Raw genomic sequence first — 17,225 nt, forward strand, 5'->3', positions numbered from 1 at the left:
TCTCCATCATAAAGGTTTTAGTCAAGTAGAGATAGCAAAGTTACTTAATAAAAGTCAAGGAACCAAAATCAATTAAGAAAAAGGTTGCTCGAAACTGTATATAAGTAGCATAGAGAATATTAAGCTAATCTTTAAAAGAACTTTATAAACATGGAGTTACAAAACTAGTTGAAATTCGAAAAAATTTCTTCCTTGATGATATAGTCTGACCTTGCATGAGAGTGCAAGAGTGTGGCAGAAATGTCCACACCCCTCAATTAATGAGGAGTAACAATATGCGTGGGGCACAGATGATTATGTTGGCGGATTGGCATCCGGACATTATCGAATTTATTATTTCCAAAATGCAAAACCCAAGAATTCTGCGTTTCTTACTTGAAACGACAAACGATGAAACAATTAAAAAATATGCAAAAGAAAAATTAAAATTTACACCACTTACAGAACAGGAAAAAGCGATGTATCAAGGAATCCTGAACTACAGACATATACCTGGACAAGGTGGATTCAGCGAAAACATTATGGCTGAAGCAGAAGAAAAGCTAAGCACTGGTGGGAATTATTCCGTTCACAACCCTGAGTTTTTAACAGGTGCTAATATTTCTGTATGTTTAACAAAAGAATTTATGGATGCTGTTGAAAACGATGCAGAGTATGAGCTTCGTTTCCCAGATGTAGAACATTACAATGCTCAAGAAATGAAAACTTATAATGAAGAATGGCATAATGTTGGCGATGTACGCGAGTGGGAGAAAATGGGTCACAAAGTACGTGTGTACCGTAAAATCAAAGCGAAAGAGCTTTGGAACCTTATCAACATTTGTGCAACTTACTCAGCAGAGCCAGGAATTTTCTTTATTGATAATGCGAACGACATGACAAATGCGGTAAGCTATGGTCAAAAAGTCGTTGCGACAAACCCATGTGGCGAACAGCCTCTCGCACCATTCTCAGTTTGTAACTTAGCAGCGGTTAACTTAGCTGAAATGGCAGATAAAGAAACAAAAACAGTAAACTTTGAAAAGTTAAAGCGTACCGTTGAAGTTGGCGTACGCATGCAAGATAACGTGATTGATGCTACACCTTATTTTCTGGAGGAAAATAAGAAACAAGCTCTAGGTGAGCGTCGTGTAGGTCTAGGCGTGATGGGACTACATGATTTACTAATCTACTGTGAAACAGAGTACGGTTCTGAAAAAGGCAATGAGCTTGTAGATAAAGTGTTCGAAACGATCGCAACTACTGCATATAGAACCTCAGTAGAGCTGGCGAAAGAGAAGGGAAGCTTCCCATTCTTAACTGCTGACACAGAAGAAGAAACAAATCGTCTCCGTAAGGCCTTCACAGAAACAGGCTTTATGAAAAAAATGCCTGAAGATATTCGTGAATCAATCTTAGAACACGGTATTCGAAACTCACACTTACTAACTGTTGCTCCGACGGGTTCCACTGGAACAATGGTTGGAGTATCTACTGGCCTCGAGCCTTACTTCTCCTTCTCTTACTTCAGAAGTGGACGTTTAGGGAAGTTTATTGAGGTAAAAGCAGATATCGTGCAAGAATATTTGGAAAGTCACCCAGAAGCAGATGAAAACAATCTGCCAAATTGGTTCGTAACAGCGATGGAGCTTGCTCCTGAAGCACATGCGGATGTTCAATGTGTCATTCAGCGTTGGATTGATAGCTCAATTAGTAAAACGGTTAACGCGCCAAAAGGCTATAGCGTAGAACAGGTTCAAAAAGTATATGAAAGATTATACCGCGGTGGTGCAAAAGGTGGAACAGTCTACGTCGACGGTTCTCGTGATTCACAAGTACTGACATTGAAAGCGGAAGAAAACAGCTTTGAAGAGCCAGAGGAAAAGAAAGAAACGCCAAAGCAGCATGTCGTACTTGTAGACACGATCAGTGACCTTCGCTCAACAGATGTGACAATCGGCTCTGAAGTGGGCAATACTTGTCCTGTATGCCGTAAAGGAAAAGTGAAAGAAATTGGTGGATGTAATACATGTACCAACTGTAATACGCAATTAAAATGCGGACTTTAATTCTTTGAAGCGAGTCGAACTCTCTTTTTGAATAAAGTCAGATAAAAAGTAACCTCTTCGGTAGAGCCGCAAGAGGTTACTTTTTTTATAATTGAAAAATAGTTAGGCGTCGTGCGGTGTATAAATCAATAGTGACTCGATTTGCTCGTTTACGTCATGTGCCACATATTTTAATGGAAGGGGCAGTAACATCGCTTGGCGAACGCTCTTAAAACGGAAAACAGGGGCATGAAGCGGAGATTTGCGAACTTTATCGCCTTCTTTTTAATAATCAGGCTTTGTTAAATAGAATGGTAGTTAAAATGATTTTGGGCTCATTTCATGGGAAACCAAAGTTTCTCTTTTAAAATAGAAATAAACTAAATAGCGTAGGTTGATTTCCACTCCGGATGGGCACTTTTTCGCGGGCGGGGCCTAGCCGCTTCCCTCAGCTGTCGCCATCCTCCACTCCAATCCACTTTCTCTTTTTGAATAGAGAATAAAGAAATTGTCTTCAAGTACACGACGAAAACGAAGGAAGGAGATCGGCAATAGCAATCAAATTCAGCGATTTGTGCAGAATGTCCGTTTTTATCCCCGTGTACGGAAAGGAAACACCCTCCAAAACTTATACAATGTCCTATTGTGGAAGGCTTACATAGAAGAGGCGGAACATCTACGTTACAACGATGAAATCAAACAGATCTACGCGAAACGCAAGGAGACGATTGAACGTGTTTTTGCGGATGCGAAGGAAAAGCAGGGGATGCGATGGACAACCTTACGAGGTCTTAAAAACAAGTCTATGCAGGCGATGCTTACGTTTGCTGTCATGAATGTAAAGAACTGGCCACCTGCTTTTAGGGGTGCCAAACGAGTTGATGGGAGCGGAAGGCGCTTGACTCCTGGGGAATAGCGTTAGGCCACTGAAAAACTTAGTAAAAATGGGGGGGAGTTGTCCATTCAACTGACTTTTACAGTGGTATAAATGGAGAGGAGTATTCGGACAGAACGGGGAAATTTAGAACACAGAGTTTAAGAATTTAGCAAAATCTCGGTATAAAATTGAAGCCAAAAATAGTGAATTAAAAAACAGACACGGGTATGATGTTGCATCATCAAAGGGTCTATTTGGTTTGCAAATGCAAGGAGCAACGACGATATTTGTAGTCAATCTCAAAAGAATGATAAAGTTACTCAGTGAAAAAAAGTAAAAACAGCGGAAAAAAGGCCATTTCTTTCTCCATAAACGAGAGAAAATGGCTTTTTTTTGTTCCCATGAATGATAGGGACAAAAATAACGTAAGATTTTCAGTGGCCCCAATAGCGTGACAGCCTAGACTCCGCACGAGCATCCGCGAGGAGGAGGCTCGGCGCACGCCCCCGGGAAAGCAAGGAAATCAACGTTTTTAGCGCAATTCCAATCCAAAAATGACAAAATCCATCGATAGGGAGCCCTTTCGATGGATTTTGTCGACAGTCTGCTGAAAGGTCTTCTGATTCCATGAAGCGATAGGAGAAAACGAGCCAAAAATCAACACCGACATATAACAAAGCTAATAATAAAAAAGACGTCAAGTCATCTGAAGCCACCTTATTGAATAAGGTGGCTACTTCATATTCTCAAGCAGTAAAAATTTTTACATATATTTTGTTTTAAGATTTAGCCATGCAGGTAATTTTCTATGTTTACCGAAAAACACTTTTTTCATGTCCACTGTACTATTTTGATAGACTCCTGCTTATTTATGTAAAAAGCTTATTTCTAAGAGATGTCGCCCTTGTTTGTAGGCAAGTAATATTGTATGTTGCCGCATTTTGAATCGTCCAATAGGTCCTGCAACGAAGAAATGAAAAACATCTAAGGAGTGACCGTTATGTATATAGATGGAGTTTTTTCAGGTGGAGGGATCAAAGGCTTTGCCTTAATCGGGGCTTATCAGGCCATCGAGGAAAGGGGACTTAAATTCAAACGAGTAGCTGGGACAAGTGCAGGCTCAATTGTCGCTGCCTTAATTGCGGCTAACTACACAAGCAAGGAAGTTTATCAGCTGATTGACGAATTGGATTTAGTAAATTTTTTAGATCAGCGCAGAACCTTTATCCCAACGAAGGTTGCGAAATGGTTATTATTATATTGGCGAATGGGGCTTTATAAAGGAAATAATTTAGAAGAATGGTTGGAAAAGAAATTGGCGGTTAGAGGTATTCGCACCTTTGCTGATTTACCACCACAGACATTAAGGGTAATTGCTTCCGATTTGACAAACGGGCGCTTAATGGTGATACCGGATGACTTGCATAATTACGGCATTAATCTCAATGCTTTTTCAGTTGCGAAGGCGATCAGGATGAGCTGTAGTCTTCCTTATTTCTTTGAGCCAGTAAAACTTAAAAACAGTGTCACACCTAGTATTATTGTCGATGGTGGAGTATTAAGTAATTTTCCAATGTGGCTTTTTGACAAAGAGAATGTGAAAAAAGTACGCCCGGTTTTAGGGATTAAACTGAGTCATCATCTTAATGAGCTTCCAAAGAATGAAATTAATAATGCTATCAATCTATTTGAAGCATTGTTTGAGACAATGAAAGATGCCCATGACTCTCGCTACATTTCACGTAAGCATGAAAAAAACATCATTTTTATCCCAACTGAAGGGGTGCTGACAACTGATTTTGAACTAACCCCAGAAAGAAAACGATTATTATTTGAGCTTGGCTACAATCGCACAACCAAATTTTTTAAAACTTGGTCTTACTAATTTTTAGTTAGTCGGCATTATCATTAAGAAATATAGGGAGTGTGAGGGAAAGAAGACTGGATAGTGAAAATATCGAGCCATGTTTCATCAACATTAATTAAGTTTGTAATCAAAAAAAAGAGCCCAATTAAATTGAACTCCCGTTTTTATAGCTCCGAACCTATTTGCTAAAAGGAGGCCCGTTTTTTCTTTTTTCCTTTTTTCCCCTCAATTACAGTTAAATGTGCTGCAGATTTTGCTTTATTGGCTGTTCTCCTAAAGGTACTAACATTCCCAGAAATGCTTTTAGAAGAAGGCTTAGGAGCGTCTTTTTGCTGAAATCGTTTCTTTGACCGTTTCGCAGCTTTTTTAAAAGCAGTTTGTTCGCGCCTTTGTGGGCTTGCACCATAGAAGCGGCGAACTAAAAAGAAGATACCGAATCCAATAATAAGAAAGACAAAAATATTTGTCAAAAAAGAAGTAGGATTAGAGATAAAACGACTCACTATCCCTATGATTGCCAATCCAATCAGACCTGCTACAAAATAAAAAGAAGTTCGATTTTTCAATAAAGCCACCTCCCTATAAGCATAATTAGCATAAATTTCTAATTTTAAACCATTCTAAAGATTATTTTATAAATAAATATGTGAACGTCAACACAATGGGCTTGAACAAATAAGTGGTGAATGAAAAACGAACAATAGGATTGAAGAATTTATCAATATTCTATGCGTTTATTTATTTTATTGGCACACTATTTTGAAAATTGTGAAATAATTGGGGTTTTATTAATATTTATTATAATTTATTCTACTAGAAAATCAATAAAACCTCCATAATCGTAAACTTTTTCTTCTTATTTTGCTTGTTAAACAATTTTTTGCTCATGTTTCACATAAAAAAAAATCAACATAAACACAAATAAAGCCATTTGAATAAAAAGAATTTCCACCAAAATGCAAAGGAACGCTATTGCTAGGACATAATATAATTGGAGGTGGAAGGAATGAAAGGAAATCCTAAATTAGAGCAAAATAATAAAGAGGAACCGATGTCCATCATGACAATGGTTGTCTTAACAGGTTTGGTCGGGGGAATTTTATGGAGTAGCATTGGCTACTTGCTATATGTTTTTCATTTCACGGAGATCCGTCCTAATGTCATACTTGAGCCATGGGCATTGGGGGAATGGAAAAAACAATGGCTCGGAACGGTGATTTCCATTATATTTATCGGCATTATTTCAATCGGAGTTGCACTAATTTATTATGCTATCCTAAAAAAAGTAACGAGTATTCTTGGAGGAATCGGCTACGGAGTTGTTTTATTTTTGCTCGTGTTTTTTGTATTAAATCCCATTTTTCCGGGGATAGAACCGTTTGGAGAACTTAACAGAACGACGATTATTACATCGGTTTGTTTATTTATATTATATGGAATATTTATTGGTTATTCCATCTCATATGAATATGAGGAGCTGCAAATGCGAAAAAGACAAGAAGCTGAAGAGGTGCCTTCCTAAGAGATGGCAGCTTCAGCCACAAATTGGATTTCTCTCTCCGACAGAGTCTTAGCATGTTACTTAAAAAAACAATATGATAAAATATTCTTGTTAAGTATATTTTTACTATTCTTACAAGTGGAAAGTTAAAGGAGAGAGCCAAAGTGGATAAAATTCAAAAAGTAAGGGATAGTTTTGAAAAGTTAGGGATTGACGGACTACTGATAACAAGCGCCTACAATCGGCGTTATATTTCTAATTTTACCGGTTCAAGTGGTGTTGTTTTAATTAGTAAAGATGCTGCCAAATTTATTACTGACTTTCGCTACGTGGAGCAAGCAGCAAAGCAGTGTGAAGGCTTTGATATTGTCAAACACACTGGCACAATTCCTGAGGAAGTCGCTCTTCTAGTGAAGAATTTAGGGATTAAGCGACTGGGCTTCGAACAGGAGCATCTTACATATGCCAGCTTTAAAAACTATGAAGGAGTTGTTGATGCAGAACTTGTGCCTGTATCCGGCTTAATCGAAAAAATTCGCTTGATTAAGACTGATGCAGAGATTAAGATATTAAAGGAAGCAGCAGAAATAGCTGATGCTGCATATACACATATATTGCAATTCATTCGTCCCGGCATATCGGAGTTAGATGTTTCGAATGAATTAGAGTTCTTTATGAGAAAAGCTGGTGCCACTTCTTCTTCCTTTGACATTATTGTTGCTTCAGGAACCCGCTCGGCACTTCCGCATGGTGTGGCATCGGATAAAATCATCGAAAAAGGCGATTTCGTTACTTTAGATTTTGGAGCCTATTATAAAGGATATGTTTCTGACATTACGAGAACGTTAGCTGTAGGTGAACCAGATGCGAAATTAAAGGAAATTTACGAAATCGTGCTTGGTGCTCAACAATTGGGGATGGCTGGAATAAAACCTGGCATGACTGGAAGAGAAGCCGATGCTTTAACAAGAGATTATATTTCTGCAAAAGGGTACGGGGACTATTTTGGACATTCAACAGGGCATGGAATTGGACTTGAAGTACATGAAGGACCTGCATTATCCTTTAAATCTGATCTCAAATTAGAACCGGGCATGGTTGTTACAGTTGAGCCAGGGATATACATACCGGGACTTGGCGGAGTTCGTATTGAAGACGACACAGTAATTACCGAAAAAGGAAATGAGTCTTTGACTCACTCTACAAAAGAACTCATTATATTATAGAATTATGTAAATCAGTTTTTTGTGATATTTTGGAAAAAGACTCCGTGCTTCCAATTTACATTTTTATTACATTACCCTTGGGAGGATTTTTAAGATGATTTCTGTTAATGATTTCCGTACAGGATTAACGATTGAAGTAGATGGAGGGCTTTGGCGTGTGATGGATTTCCAGCATGTAAAGCCAGGTAAGGGTGCAGCGTTTGTGCGCTCTAAATTACGTAATCTTCGAACAGGTGCAGTTCAAGAAAAAACATTCCGTGCAGGAGAAAAAGTAGCGAAAGCACAAATTGATAACCGTAAAATGCAGTATTTGTATGCTAATGGCGATCAGCATGTTTTTATGGATAATGAGTCATATGACCAAATTGAGTTACCTGCATCAGCCATTGAATATGAGTTGAAGTTTTTGAAAGAAAATATGGAAGTTCATATTATGATGTTCCAAGGTGAAACCCTTGGAATCGAGCTGCCGAATACAGTTGAATTAGAAGTAACAGAGACGGAACCTGGTATTAAAGGAGATACAGCTTCTGGAGGTACAAAGCCAGCAACACTTGAAACGGGTCTTATCGTTCAGGTACCTTTCTTTGTTAATGAAGGCGATCGTTTAATCATTAACACATCAGAAGGCTCTTACGTCTCTCGCGCATAAACTAAATGAGTAAAAATCCCAAGTGGAAGTCCATTTGGGATTTTTTTTGTTGAAATAACAAGCGCTCTTATTTCGGGTAGCGGCAGGCAAAACGTGCCACTTATTTATTCGTTGGTGATGAATATCGCGGACACAACAGCCCTTATCTCAGTCGTTCCTGGTTCTATTTCGGTGGAAGCAGCTTTGACCATCTGCATTTCATATAAGGGACTAGGTTCTCTTAGAGCCACTTTTTCTTCTGTTATTTTCCTTGGAGTCGGGACAATGTTTAGATTTAAAGACTTTGCAATTGTATATGCCTTTTTTACAGCATCTTCTATCGCTTTTTTTAAAGCGACTCGATAAACTTCGGAGGAATTTGAAACTTGAAAAGAGATGTTCGAAACACGGTTGGCTCCATGCTCGACGGCAGTGTCAACAACAAGCCCGATGTTTTCAAGATTATTTACTGTTATTAGTAACAAATGCTCTACGCGGTAGCCCCGAAAAATTTGTTTTCCATCCACAAAATCATACATTGGATAAATCGTAAACTGATCTGTTTGAATATGTTCTGCCAATACTCCAATTTGCTGCAATGCATTTATGATCGAGGAGATTGCTCTTGCATTATCCGATTGGGCTTTTTTTAATTCCTTGTTTTCAATCTCGACTCCCAATCTTATCCTTCCTTTATCTGGTTGAATTGTAACGCTTCCTTCGCCAATTACTATAATTTCCCCCTCGAAAGGATTTCTATGTGCTCCTTGATAGAACGGTTGTTGATTATACATTTCTTCTTCCCCCACCCATTTAAACTTGTTCTTGCTCCCATTATTACATTTTATGTCTTGCCTAATGTTATATGATTCTGTTGTTTTTTGCTCATTTTGTGAGAGACCATAGTTTCTCATGCTTTTTTGCAAAAAAATCACTTTGACTCGATGAAAACGCTAGGAGAAAGCTGGTTTTCTCCATCCGTTTCATTGAGGCAGAACGAAAATCATGAGCAATTTAACCCCATCAATATTTAATCGAAAAATTTTCTTCTAAAAAAGTGATTATGCTGAACTAGTCATAAAGTGTCCAAGCAGGCATACATTTTTAATAGGTTCATCTTACAGTTCAAAAATGAAGAGAGGGGAATTTATTTTGGAACAGGTATTAAATATGCTGCCTCTCAATATTACTCACCAGATTGAGGTGCTTCCTCCTTTTCAAGTTAGTGAGATGGAAGAAATAAGAATTCGGATAAATCGACCGCTTGAAATTGCCGTGAAGGGAACTCCTCACTTTCTTCCTTATATTGTGAAGGAGGAAGATGCGATTCAGCTTTTAAATAAAATTAGTCATTTTTCCATTTATACCATGGAGGAAGAGTTAAAAAGAGGCTATGTGACAATCGCAGGGGGGCACCGAATTGGTTTAGCTGGGAAGGTCATCTTAGAGAATGATTCTGTTAAAGCGATTCGAGATATATCGTCTTTTAACATCCGCATCGCTAGAGAAAAGATCGGGATAGCAGATGGACTGGCTTCATATATATATGACAATGGTTGGCAACACACAATGATTATTGGACCTCCACAAACTGGAAAAACTACGTTACTTCGAGATTTTGCGCGCATCATTTCCGGTGGCGATCGTACTTATTCTCCTTTAAAAGTGGGGATTGTTGATGAACGTTCAGAAATTACTGGAAGCGTCAAGGGAATTCCTCAGTTAACTTTTGGACCCCGTATCGATGTATTGGACGCATGTCCAAAGGCGGAAGGGATGATGATGATGATCCGTTCAATGAGTCCAGATGTTTTGATTGTTGATGAAATCGGGAGAAAGGAAGATTGTGAAGCAATCTTAGAAGCGCTCCACGCTGGAATTAAGCTATTTACGACAACCCATGGTTATTCATATGAAGAGGTGAAAAATCGCCCTACTCTGCAACCATTGATTGAAATGGGAATCTTTCAGCGTTTTATTGAATTAAATCGGCTCAAGGGTCCTGGAACGATATCCTCTATTAAGGACGGCAACGGTTCAGAGCTTGTTAAAAAAGTGAGAGTGACATAAATGATGAAAATGATTGGAGCTATCGTCATTATTTTAGCAACGACATGGACAGGTTTTGAGGCATCGCGACATCTAAATGAAAGGCCGAGGCAATTGCGCTTGCTAAAATCGGCATTGCAATCTCTTGAAGCGGAAATTATGTATGGGCACACGCCATTGCATGAGGCATCAAGAAGAATAGCTGCTCAGATGAGTAAGCCATTATCATGGTTTTTCGATGCGTTTGCGAAAAAATTGACGAATACTGAAACAACTGTCAGAGAGGCATGGGAGGAAAGCTTAAAAGAAGTATGGAAGTTGACAGCGTTGAAGCAAGGAGAATTTGAAATCATGAAACAATTTGGTGAAACGTTGGGACGGCATGACCGAGTCTCCCAGCAGAAGCAAATTCAACTCACTTTAACACACTTGGAACGAGAGGAACAAGATGCTTATGATAGACAAGCAAAATACGAAAAAATGGTTAAAAGCCTTGGTTTTTTATCCGGATTATTGCTAGTCATTCTCTTGCTATGACGGATTTAAAAACGGCAACACAGAGTACTCACCATTATATATGTTCAGATTTAAACTCTCGCTTTCATAACGGCTATAAATGTCTTTATGAAATCACTTATTTAGCGTTTAGGGAGGAAAACACATGGGGTTAGAGGTAGATATAATCTTTAAAATAGCTGGAGTAGGAATTGTTGTTGCTTTCCTGCACACCATTCTTGACCAAGTTGGAAAAAAGGAATATGCCCAGTGGGTCACTCTGTTTGGCTTCATTTACATTTTGTTTATGGTCGCATCGATTGTAGATGACTTGTTTCAAAAAATAAAATCGGTGTTCCTCTTCCAAGGATAAAGGGAGGGCTCAAAGATTGAAATTATCCAAATTGTAGGAATTGCCCTAGTATCCACTTTTTTAGCACTTATTGTTAAGGAACAGAAGCCCAATTTTGCATTTTTACTTATTGTTTTTGTTGGTTGTACGATTTTTTTATTTTTGCTTGATCAAATATATGCAGTTATTCACATGCTCGAAGTAATTGCCATAAATGCAAAAGTTAATATCGTCTATGTTGAAACGATTTTAAAAATTATAGGAATTGCCTACATTGCTGAATTTGCCGCCCAAATTACGAAGGATGCTGGACAAGGAGCCATTGCTTCAAAAATAGAACTAGCAGGAAAAATATTAATTCTGGCAATGGCGATTCCAATTTTATCCGTTTTAATTGAAACGATCATTAAATTAATTCCAAGCTGAAGCTTCGTTACTTCCATCTGTTGCGCTAATCATACTAATGCTTTTCTTTTGCTATAAAGTACAAATCATAACTTTGAGAATAGTTTAACGGTAGCGCCAGTAAGTTATAAGTTATTCTTCACAAGATCTGCCAATCAAGAATTGGAAATTACAATTCTGACATTCGTATTTTTCGTGATGTCAGGCGATGAGCACGAAGGAGAACGATCAATGGCGTTTCGAATTGTCTATGCTTTTCTCATGAGAAGGTGAAATTTATGAAGCACTCTTCAACAATTTTTTCAATAATGTTCATTTGCATCCTTTTTTTATTTTTACTAAATGGACAAGCACATGCAGCGGAAGAAGAGCGTGACGGATTAGATCCGCAGGCGCTAGTTGACGCTCAACTGGAAGCGTTAAATTTAGATGAACTCAAACGGTATTGGGAGAATGTGTTGGATGAATACGGCGGATTTCTTCCTGAAAGTCAAAAGGGCAGTTTATATGACTTTTTAAAAGGTGAGAAGAAATTCTCTATAAAAGAATGGTTTTCAGGTTTTATGAAGTACATGTTTCATGAGTTTCTAGTGAATGGAAAATTGCTTGGAACATTAATTATGCTCACAATTTTTTCGATGTTCTTGCAATCCCTGCAAAATGCGTTTGAACAAAGCACTGTTAGTAAAGTGGCTTATTCCATTGTCTTTATGGTATTGGTCATTATCGCTTTAAATAGCTTTCATGTGGCTATTGAATATACGACAGATGCCATTCATACGATGACTTCGTTTATTCTGGCATTGATTCCCCTGTTGCTAGCCCTTATTGCAAGTTCAGGCGGAGTGATTTCAGCAGCTTTTTTTCATCCTGTTATTTTGTTTCTTATGAATATAAGCGGAACTTTCATACAGTTTATTGTCTTGCCATTTCTCTTTTTATCTACTTTGTTGAATATTGTTAGCACACTGACTGATCACTATAAGGTGACACAACTGGGAAATTTGCTGCGAAATTGGAGCATTGGATTGCTGGGTCTTTTTTTAACTGTATTTCTTGGCGTTATTTCGGTCCAAGGGGCATCCACTGCGATTACAGATGGGGTGACGATTCGAACGGCGAAGTTTATTACTGGAAACTTTATTCCGGTAATCGGCCGAATGTTTACTGATGCAACTGACACCGTCATAAGCGCCTCAGTACTCTTAAAAAACACTGTCGGAATTGCTGGCGTCGCGATTCTGCTCTTAATAGTTGCCTTTCCGGCTATTAAAATTTTAATGATCTCCTTTATTTATAAATTTGCAGCAGCAATCTTGCAACCCCTCGGAGGAGGGCCGATCATAAAGTGTTTGGATATTATTAGTAAGAGCGTCATATACGTGTTTGCAGCATTGGCGATTGTTTCCTTAATGTTCTTTCTCAGTTTGACGGTCATTATTGCAGCTGGGAATTTAACAATGATGGTGCGATAAATAAAGTACTTAGGGGGTAGTTATGGATTACATTACTGAATGGATTACGAATATTATTCTTTTTGTTCTCATTGCGACTGTAATAGACCTTCTGCTCCCTAATACGAGTTTACAAAAATATACGAAAATGGTGGCGGGTCTATTGTTAATAACAATCATTTTGTCTCCAATATTTAAGCTTCTTTCTTCCGATTTTGAATCAGCGCTGGCCTCGATCCCATCGATTCAATCCAATAGTGAAGAAAAAAATATGGAAAATTTAATAGAATTGCAGAAAAAAGAAATACAAGCCTCCAACCATGCATATATTTTAGAAGAAACGGCTGTCCAACTGCAATCGGACGTAGAGAAGGAGTTGATGGATCAGTACGGATTAGAAATTGCCCATATAGAAATTGATGTAGATGATGACAGTCAGAGTGAGTCTTTTGAACAAATTCAATCAATCGTTGTCCAGCTAAAGGAACCTAATACTGAGACAGACGCAGTTGAAGTCGTGAAAAAAGTAGAGATCAATACAAGTGAGCCTCTCCCATCTAAGAAACTAACAAAAGAAAGTCAAGCGATTGCATCTCTTCTTTCTGAAAAATGGGATGTTGAAAAAGAAAAAATAGAAATCGTCGTAGAAGGGGGGAGCGATTAATCAATGGAGCAAGAAAAAGGCCCGTTGTCTTGGCTGAAAAGATTGCTTTCAAAGGAAGGAAAGATAGATAAGAAATACCAGTATTTCATTGTTATTCTTCTTTTTGGGGCAGCCATTATGATAGTGAGTAATTCATTATTAGGTGAAGATAACGCTAGCATTCCAGTGTTGAATCATGAAAATGAAGAAAAGAGTGAAGTTGAAGCAATAGGAACTGCGAAGACAGCAGGAGATGATGAGATTAGTTCTTATGAAGCCAGATATGAAGCGCAGTTAAAAGATGCATTAGAGGGAATCGCTGGCGTTAGTGATGTGATGGTTGTCGTTAATGTCGATGCGACAGAAAAAAGTGTATACGAAAAAAACACAGTAACTCGTTCACAAACAACCGAAGAAACTGACCGGGAAGGTGGACAACGAAAAGTAGAGGATCAGTCTAAAGACAGTCAAATTGTCATTATTCGGGATGGGGAAAAAGAGGTTCCAATTGAATTAGAAACAAAAAAGCCGCAAATTCGTGGGGTTTTAGTAGTAGCAAAAGGCGCTGACAATATTCAGGTTAAAAAATGGATTATCGAATCTGTTACGAAATTGCTTGATGTTCCAAGTCATCGCGTATCGGTCATGCCAAGGAAGTAGCGAATGAAGAACATCGCTCCTAAATATTTTAGGAAACGATTTTATATATTGTGTGAACAATTTACATTTAATTTCATGAAGGGGGATTTTATAAATGTTACTAAAAAAGCAAACGGTTTGGCTTTTAACAATGTTAAGTTTAGTGGTTGTATTATCAGTTTATTATATGACTTCACCAGATCAAAGACAGCAGGAATTGGCGGCAACAGAGGAGAAGGAAGAAGCTGCAAATCAAGAGGAAGAAGGGGTAATTAGTGAAACAGAAACAGAAGGTGAAGTAATTTCAAGCGTGGCTAGTGATGAAGTATTTGATGCATTACGTTTGCAGCTTGATGAAGAAAGAAGCAAATACAAGGAAGAATTAAGAGATATTATGGCATCAACAGAGCTGCCGTCCGAGGAACGTGGTGACGCTTATGATAAGATTCAAAATCTTGATCAAGTTGCTCAGAAGGAAGCTGTATTAGAAACGTTAATTGTCGCTATGGGTTACGATGATGCTCTTGTTCGCGCGGATGGTGAGAGAGTTCGCATAACTGTTAAATCTAATGAACCTTCTGCTTCTGCAGCAAATGAAATTATTCAAGTAGTGAAGACAGAGCTTGGCCAAATGCAGGCAGTCGCGGTAGAATTTCAACCGAATGAATAAGAAAGACGATAACGGGGAGGCGTAGCCTCCCCGTTATGCTTGTTTAATGGTTTAGAAAACCCCTGGCTATGCCGGGGGTTCCAGAGAGCTTAAAGCGTGGTAACAAAAAAACCTCACTTCATGGTAGGATAAAGTTGGTTTCCCGACCACTTTATCTCACTCATGAAGGAGGTATGCCCTGATGAAGGACATGAATAGTTTAGCACACACAACATGGAATTGTAAGTATCACATAGTATTTGCACCAAAATACAGAAGGCAAATGATCTATGGAAAATACAGAAAGAGTATTGGACAGATCATAAGAGACTTATGTGAAAGGAAAGGCGTCATCATACATGAAGCAAATGCTTGTCCAGATCATATTCATATGTTGGTGAGTATTCCACCGAAATTAAGTGTATCTCAGTTTATGGGGTATTTAAAAGGAAAAAGTAGCCTGATGATATTTGATCGACATGCGAATCTGAAATATCGCTATGGAAATCGAAAATTCTGGTGTCGAGGTTTCTATGTTGATACAGTGGGAAGAAATAAGAAGCAAATACAAGAATATATAAGAAATCAGCTAAAAGAGGATTACGTGGCTGATCAATTAACGTTGTTCGAAGAATTTGATCCATTCACAGGAGAGAAAAATCGGAAGAAATAAAGAAATTCTTTAGAATTAGTGAGTGAATGTGGTGCAGAAGGGAAACCCTTTCAGTTGGCCTTTAAGGCCAAGGCCGGTAAGAGAGGCTTTCAGCCGCAGAGCAAACCACCAGTTCACACTGGTGGTTTTGATTGGAGTTTCATTAAATTATCAACAGATTGATGGGCATCTGTTACAGAGTTCAGCAATATTTCATGTTGTGCCGTTTGTACTCCGACTGCCGATGATAATTCCTGTAGTGTGGCGCTGGCTTGTTCAATCACAGCGCTAAATTCACTGAGTGCCTGCTCAATTGATCTGGAGGAGCCCAGGACATTTTTCGTGAGCGTCTCATATTTGGAGATATCCTCCTTTAGTTGGCGGAATGTAGTTTGAATTTGTGTAAAGGCATGTTGTGTATTGATCGCAAGCTGCAGATTATGATTAATTTTCGTTCTCGTTGACGAGACCGTTTCTGTCACAGCTTTAGTCCCGCCCATCACATGCTGTAGGTTTTCGGAAATATGTGTGGCCGTTTTATGGCTGATTTCTGCAAGTTTTCTTACTTCATCGGCTACTATCGCAAATCCTTTGCCGGATTCTCCAGCTCGTGCAGCTTCAATGGAGGCGTTTAACGCGAGTAGATTTGTTTGATCGGCTATTCCTTGGATTGCCTCTGAAAAATTAACGGTTTCTTTTACTAGCGAGGCTAGTGTTGTTGTTTGTTTTGCAACCTCTTCCATATTAAAATAGGAAACTTCAAGTCCATCTTTTAACTCGGTTACAAGCAATGCGCCATTATTGGTCACTCCTTGTGCGGCGATTGAATCACCGTGGAGCTTATGAACTAATTCACTTGTTTCCAGAATAACTTGATTTGAATTTTCTAATTCCCTAGTAATTTCTTGAATCGAATCAGTCTGAGTTTGCATGCCTGCGCTAATTTCACTAATTGAATGATTCATTTCTTGCGCGGCTTCATAATTTTCATGACTTTTATGTTTGACAAATTGGATCAAATTTGAGAGGCTAACCGTACTTGCATCAACCGTCTTTCTAATTTCTCGATCAAGCAATAACAGCTCCTCTGTTTGTTTTTGTGCTGTGACAATATTTTCAGATAATTTTTTTGCAATGGACAATTGGAACGCTAACAAAATTGACACTAACAGATAGAGGAGATAGACGGTTGCATAGTTCTTTATATCTAATGGCAATGCGGGATGATGCACCCAAGTAAAGACGCTAATTGCGACAAAACCGAGTATCGCTCCTGACCATAGTACCTTTTTATCCATGTAGATAGCTGCTGTAGCTAGAATAAAGTACAATAGAACATAGGCAGTAGGAGATACACTATTCGCCATGATAACATACATAACCACAGCGACAAGGAGAACTGCTAAGTATGGAATAATGGTTACGAGCTTTTTTGTATAATGGAGAAGAGCAATCAGACCCACTCCAAGACCACCGCCGATAATAATAGATAAAATGAGGGCTAATTCCTTTTGCATGACGATGTCTACAAGAGCGGCCAAAATGACACAGACAAATGTAGCTTTGACTACGAGTGAATTCTTTCTCGTTAAATCCTCCTGTTTAATTTCTGTAATCGTTTTCATCCTATTCCTCCCTGCTTTTTTCTTCTAAAATAATTTTCGCTATAATTGTAAAAAAATCCTTTTCAAAAATGTAATTTCATAATTGAAATATTCGATAGGAACAATTCCACTCAGACATTATTGGCATACGTCT

16 protein-coding genes and 3 pseudogenes are annotated in these 17,225 nt (G+C 38.4%); 16 read left to right on the forward strand and 3 right to left on the reverse strand.

Annotated elements, in window-relative coordinates:
* Nucleotides 1-275: 275 nt before the first annotated feature.
* From NST02_RS09855 to NST02_RS09870, 4 genes and pseudogenes are all read left to right on the forward strand, one after another.
* Nucleotides 276-2,048: pseudogene (locus tag NST02_RS09855) on the forward strand (vitamin B12-dependent ribonucleotide reductase); the annotation flags it as partial.
* A 489-nt stretch (nt 2,049-2,537) separates the two neighbouring features.
* Nucleotides 2,538-2,943 (forward strand): annotated as a pseudogene (locus tag NST02_RS09860) (transposase); the annotation flags it as partial.
* Between the two features lie 118 nt (nt 2,944-3,061).
* Nucleotides 3,062-3,241 (forward strand): annotated as a pseudogene (locus NST02_RS09865) (IS5/IS1182 family transposase); the annotation flags it as partial.
* Nucleotides 3,242-3,904: 663 nt separating this feature from the next.
* Nucleotides 3,905-4,789, forward strand: coding sequence for a patatin-like phospholipase family protein (locus NST02_RS09870; RefSeq protein WP_095306717.1), 885 nt, complete (start codon nt 3,905-3,907; stop codon nt 4,787-4,789).
* 167 nt (nt 4,790-4,956) lie between these two features.
* Here the strand turns inward: NST02_RS09870 and NST02_RS09875 are convergent, their stop codons facing one another.
* The gene (locus tag NST02_RS09875; protein WP_280526655.1) at nt 4,957-5,346 is read right to left on the reverse strand and encodes an SA1362 family protein; all 390 of its coding nucleotides are present in this window, start codon (nt 5,344-5,346) and stop codon (nt 4,957-4,959) included.
* Between the two features lie 431 nt (nt 5,347-5,777).
* Here NST02_RS09875 and NST02_RS09880 point away from each other — a divergent pair, with 431 nt between their 5' ends.
* The 3 genes from NST02_RS09880 (at nt 5,778) to efp (ending at nt 8,150) form a co-directional block, all read left to right on the forward strand.
* Nucleotides 5,778-6,293 (forward strand): YqhR family membrane protein, encoded by a 516-nt coding sequence (locus tag NST02_RS09880; RefSeq protein ID WP_095306715.1) that lies wholly within the window; start codon nt 5,778-5,780, stop codon nt 6,291-6,293.
* 143 nt (nt 6,294-6,436) lie between these two features.
* Nucleotides 6,437-7,498 (forward strand): M24 family metallopeptidase, encoded by a 1,062-nt coding sequence (locus NST02_RS09885; protein WP_095306714.1) that lies wholly within the window; start codon nt 6,437-6,439, stop codon nt 7,496-7,498.
* 94 nt (nt 7,499-7,592) lie between these two features.
* The gene (efp, locus tag NST02_RS09890; RefSeq protein WP_095306713.1) at nt 7,593-8,150 is read left to right on the forward strand and encodes an elongation factor P; all 558 of its coding nucleotides are present in this window, start codon (nt 7,593-7,595) and stop codon (nt 8,148-8,150) included.
* 104 nt (nt 8,151-8,254) lie between these two features.
* Here the strand turns inward: efp and NST02_RS09895 are convergent, their stop codons facing one another.
* A complete protein-coding gene (locus tag NST02_RS09895; protein WP_170211364.1) occupies nt 8,255-8,923 on the reverse strand; it encodes an SIMPL domain-containing protein in 669 nt (222 codons plus the stop codon).
* Nucleotides 8,924-9,281: 358 nt separating this feature from the next.
* Here NST02_RS09895 and spoIIIAA point away from each other — a divergent pair, with 358 nt between their 5' ends.
* The 9 genes from spoIIIAA to tnpA all read left to right on the forward strand — a co-directional run bounded on the left by spoIIIAA (nt 9,282) and on the right by tnpA (nt 15,488).
* Nucleotides 9,282-10,199, forward strand: coding sequence for a stage III sporulation protein AA (spoIIIAA, locus tag NST02_RS09900; protein WP_095306711.1), 918 nt, complete (start codon nt 9,282-9,284; stop codon nt 10,197-10,199).
* Nucleotides 10,200-10,715 carry a stage III sporulation protein SpoIIIAB gene (gene spoIIIAB, locus NST02_RS09905; RefSeq protein WP_095306710.1) on the forward strand — a complete coding sequence of 172 codons (516 nt, stop codon included), beginning with the start codon at nt 10,200-10,202 and terminating at the stop codon, nt 10,713-10,715.
* Nucleotides 10,716-10,839: 124 nt separating this feature from the next.
* Nucleotides 10,840-11,046 carry a stage III sporulation protein AC gene (spoIIIAC, locus tag NST02_RS09910; RefSeq protein WP_009794945.1) on the forward strand — a complete coding sequence of 69 codons (207 nt, stop codon included), beginning with the start codon at nt 10,840-10,842 and terminating at the stop codon, nt 11,044-11,046.
* Nucleotides 11,047-11,070: 24 nt separating this feature from the next.
* Nucleotides 11,071-11,451, forward strand: coding sequence for a stage III sporulation protein AD (spoIIIAD, locus tag NST02_RS09915; RefSeq protein ID WP_095306709.1), 381 nt, complete (start codon nt 11,071-11,073; stop codon nt 11,449-11,451).
* A gap of 257 nt (nt 11,452-11,708) precedes the next feature.
* Complete coding sequence (gene spoIIIAE, locus NST02_RS09920) at nt 11,709-12,905, forward strand: stage III sporulation protein AE (protein ID WP_137744515.1); 1,197 nt, start codon at nt 11,709-11,711, stop codon at nt 12,903-12,905.
* A 22-nt stretch (nt 12,906-12,927) separates the two neighbouring features.
* Nucleotides 12,928-13,548, forward strand: a complete 621-nt coding sequence (spoIIIAF, locus tag NST02_RS09925; protein ID WP_095306707.1) for a stage III sporulation protein AF — start codon at nt 12,928-12,930, stop codon at nt 13,546-13,548.
* Nucleotides 13,549-13,551: 3 nt separating this feature from the next.
* A complete protein-coding gene (spoIIIAG, locus tag NST02_RS09930; RefSeq protein ID WP_137744514.1) occupies nt 13,552-14,187 on the forward strand; it encodes a stage III sporulation protein AG in 636 nt (211 codons plus the stop codon).
* A gap of 94 nt (nt 14,188-14,281) precedes the next feature.
* A complete protein-coding gene (locus NST02_RS09935) occupies nt 14,282-14,836 on the forward strand; it encodes a SpoIIIAH-like family protein (protein ID WP_095306705.1) in 555 nt (184 codons plus the stop codon).
* Between the two features lie 181 nt (nt 14,837-15,017).
* On the forward strand, nt 15,018-15,488 hold the full coding sequence (tnpA, locus tag NST02_RS09940; protein ID WP_340948879.1) for an IS200/IS605 family transposase: 471 nt from the start codon (nt 15,018-15,020) through the stop codon (nt 15,486-15,488).
* Nucleotides 15,489-15,601: 113 nt separating this feature from the next.
* Here the strand turns inward: tnpA and NST02_RS09945 are convergent, their stop codons facing one another.
* Nucleotides 15,602-17,092 carry a methyl-accepting chemotaxis protein gene (locus NST02_RS09945; protein ID WP_340948880.1) on the reverse strand — a complete coding sequence of 497 codons (1,491 nt, stop codon included), beginning with the start codon at nt 17,090-17,092 and terminating at the stop codon, nt 15,602-15,604.
* Nucleotides 17,093-17,225: the final 133 nt, after the last annotated feature.

The organism is Robertmurraya sp. FSL W8-0741 (assembly GCF_038004005.1).
Classification (GTDB): Bacteria; Bacillota; Bacilli; order Bacillales; family Cytobacillaceae; genus Robertmurraya; species Robertmurraya siralis.

What these genes read in the sequence shown, in the direction of transcription:
- spoIIIAG (WP_137744514.1), top strand. Translation starts at nt 13,552, where the DNA reads ATGGAGCAAGAAAAAGGCCCGTTGTCTTGGCTGAAAAGATTGCTTTCA.
- NST02_RS09935 (WP_095306705.1), top strand. Translation starts at nt 14,282, where the DNA reads ATGTTACTAAAAAAGCAAACGGTTTGGCTTTTAACAATGTTAAGTTTA.
- spoIIIAE (WP_137744515.1), top strand. Translation starts at nt 11,709, where the DNA reads ATGAAGCACTCTTCAACAATTTTTTCAATAATGTTCATTTGCATCCTT.
- NST02_RS09945 (WP_340948880.1), bottom strand. Translation starts at nt 17,092, where the DNA reads ATGAAAACGATTACAGAAATTAAACAGGAGGATTTAACGAGAAAGAAT.
- NST02_RS09895 (WP_170211364.1), bottom strand. Translation starts at nt 8,923, where the DNA reads ATGTATAATCAACAACCGTTCTATCAAGGAGCACATAGAAATCCTTTC.
- tnpA (WP_340948879.1), top strand. Translation starts at nt 15,018, where the DNA reads ATGAAGGACATGAATAGTTTAGCACACACAACATGGAATTGTAAGTAT.
- spoIIIAC (WP_009794945.1), top strand. Translation starts at nt 10,840, where the DNA reads ATGGGGTTAGAGGTAGATATAATCTTTAAAATAGCTGGAGTAGGAATT.
- efp (WP_095306713.1), top strand. Translation starts at nt 7,593, where the DNA reads ATGATTTCTGTTAATGATTTCCGTACAGGATTAACGATTGAAGTAGAT.
- spoIIIAF (WP_095306707.1), top strand. Translation starts at nt 12,928, where the DNA reads ATGGATTACATTACTGAATGGATTACGAATATTATTCTTTTTGTTCTC.
- NST02_RS09870 (WP_095306717.1), top strand. Translation starts at nt 3,905, where the DNA reads ATGTATATAGATGGAGTTTTTTCAGGTGGAGGGATCAAAGGCTTTGCC.
- NST02_RS09880 (WP_095306715.1), top strand. Translation starts at nt 5,778, where the DNA reads ATGAAAGGAAATCCTAAATTAGAGCAAAATAATAAAGAGGAACCGATG.
- spoIIIAB (WP_095306710.1), top strand. Translation starts at nt 10,200, where the DNA reads ATGATGAAAATGATTGGAGCTATCGTCATTATTTTAGCAACGACATGG.